The following is a 2,315-nucleotide window of genomic DNA, read 5'->3' on the forward strand; positions in this document are numbered from 1 at the left end:
ATGGAAGCCCCTGCCCCTGGCCCTGCCCCTGCCCTGGCCCCGGCCCGGCGGTTGGGGGCGCCCCCGGCCGCGCCGGGCGCTGTGGGGGAGCGGCAGGCGCCGTGGGCCCCGCCCTGCGGGCGGACGGCGCCGCTGCCGGAACACGGCCCGGCCGGCAACCAGTTGCAAGCGAACGGAAGGACAGGAAGCAAGCACATGGAACCGATCGTCATCCGCACCGCCCGCCTCGACGAACTGCCGCTCCTCCAGGGCATCGAGGCCGCCGCGGGGCGGCGCTTCCGCGAGGTCGGCATGCCCGAGATCGCCGACGACAGTCCGCTGCCACTCGCCGAACTCGCCCGCTACCAGCAGGCCGGGCTCGCCTGGGTCGCGGCCGGCGAAGTGGCGGACACACCCGTCGCGTATCTCATCGCCGAACCCGTCGACGGCAACCTCCACGTCGAGCAGGTCTCGGTCCACCCCGACAACGCGCACCGGCGGATCGGCCGCGCGCTCCTGGACCACCTCGCCCGGCACGCCGCGGAGCGCGCGATCCCCGCCCTCACGCTCACCACCTTCACCGACGTGCCGTGGAACGCGCCGTACTACGCGCGCTGCGGCTTCCGCCGGCTCGACGAGACCGAACTCACCGCCGAACTGCGCCGCATCCGCGCCCGCGAGGCCGCCTACGGCCTGGACCGCTGGCCCCGGGTCTGCATGCGCAAGGACCTCTGACAGCGATGACGCGACCCGGCCGGCGACGCCCCGCCGCGCGGCGCGCCCCGTGCCCCGCGGGGCGCGCCCCGCGGTTCAGCCGGCCGGGTGGGAAAAGGCGGCGGTCAGGCGGGAGTCGGCGCTGGAGTGGGCCGCGTCCAGGGCGAACGGACCCGGCTCAAGGCGCCACGCACCGGCCGCCTCGTCCCAGAACTCCGCAGATCGCAAAGGCAGTTCGAGTACCGCTTCGGCGCTCTCGCCGGCCGCTGCCCGCACGGCCGCGAACCCGGCCAGCCGGCGGGCACCGCCGGACGGCGTGAGGTACACCTGCACGACCTCCCGGCCCGCCCGGCCGCCACTGTTGCGCACCGCGACCCGTACCGTCGCCAACACGCCTTCCACCGCGGAGGGTTGCACCTCCAGCGCGTTGTACTCCCATGTGGTGTAGCCCAGTCCGTGCCCGAAGGGGTACGCGGGAGCGGGACCGGTGCGGGCGGCCCAGGCGCGGTATCCGATGGACGGCCCCTCGCCGTACCGCAGTTCGCCGTCCTGCGGGGTCACCTGGCTGACCGGGGCGTCGGCCAGGCGGGCCGGCCAGGTGGTGGGCAGCCGGCCGCCCGGTTCCTCGGTGCCCAGCAGCACGTCGGCCAGCGCCACCCCGGCCTCCTGCCCGGGGAACCATGCCAGCAGCACCGCCGCCACGTCCTCGCGCCACGGCATCTCCACCGGCGCGCCCGCGTTGACCACCACCACGGTGCGCGGGTTGACCGCGGCCACCCGCGCCACCAGTTCGTCCTGCCGGCCCGGCAGCCGCAGATCCTTCCGGTCGAAGCCCTCGGACTCCACCCGCTCGGTCGTCGCGACCACCACCACGGCGGTCTGCGCGGCCGCGGCCGCCGCGACCGCCTCCGCCAGCAACTCGTCCGGGTCCCGCTCCGGTTCGCCGTGCAGCAGGCTGAACCCGACCGCCTGGATGGGAAGTTCGGCAAGTTCGGGCGGCAGGTCGTAGCGCAGCGAGACCCGCACCGGCCGGCCCGCGGCCAGTTCCACGCCGCCGCGCTCCACCGGCCGGCCGAAGAACGCCTCGAACGGATCCTCGTGCAGGTCGGCCTGCACCCCCTCGAAGAGCACCCGTCCGTCGACCTCCAGCCGGAACCCGCCGTTGCCACGCGTGCCGAACCGGTGCGCGCCCGCCACCGCCGGTACGAAGTCCCCGCGCACCTCGACCGCGCTCAACTCCTCGTACACCACACCCTCGGGCAGGTCGCCCATCCACTGCACCTGCCCGCCCGGCAGCGGCTCGCTGCCCAACTCCCGTCCCTGCGCGTCCAACGCGACCGCATGCAGCGCGAACCCGGCCCCGGCCGCGGCCAGTTCGTCGCTCGGATCGGCGCCCATCGCGTAGACCAGCGGCTCCTGCCGCGGCAGCGCCGCCCGCAGCCCGTCCAGCGGCGAGACCACATGGTCGGGGAAGACCTGCGCCGACCCTCCGCCGAGCACCCGGGCATGCCGCGCCGCCGCGCCGATCAGCGCGACCCCGCCGCCGTACGGATCGATCGGCAGCACCGGCCGGCCCTCATGCGGCGCGTTCCGCAGCAGCACGCAGCCGCGTACCGCGACCT

General features: G+C 75.6%; 2 protein-coding genes. One reads left to right on the top strand and one right to left on the bottom strand.

The window, feature by feature from the left end:
- The first annotated feature begins 195 nt into the window (after positions 1 to 195).
- Complete coding sequence (locus tag AC13HU_RS35885) at positions 196 to 714, top strand: GNAT family N-acetyltransferase (protein WP_483046182.1); 519 nt, start codon at positions 196 to 198, stop codon at positions 712 to 714.
- 75 nt (positions 715 to 789) lie between these two features.
- Here AC13HU_RS35885 and AC13HU_RS35890 read toward each other — a convergent pair.
- A partial coding sequence (locus AC13HU_RS35890) for a glycoside hydrolase family 3 C-terminal domain-containing protein (protein WP_483046183.1) occupies positions 790 to 2,315 on the bottom strand: 1,526 nt, incomplete at its 5' end.

The sequence above is a fragment of the Streptomyces sp. NH27 genome (assembly GCF_056859195.1).

Bases quoted from the DNA above. Each gene is read 5' to 3' on its own strand.
- AC13HU_RS35885 (WP_483046182.1), top strand. From the start codon at position 196: ATGGAACCGATCGTCATCCGCACCGCCCGCCTCGACGAACTGCCGCTC.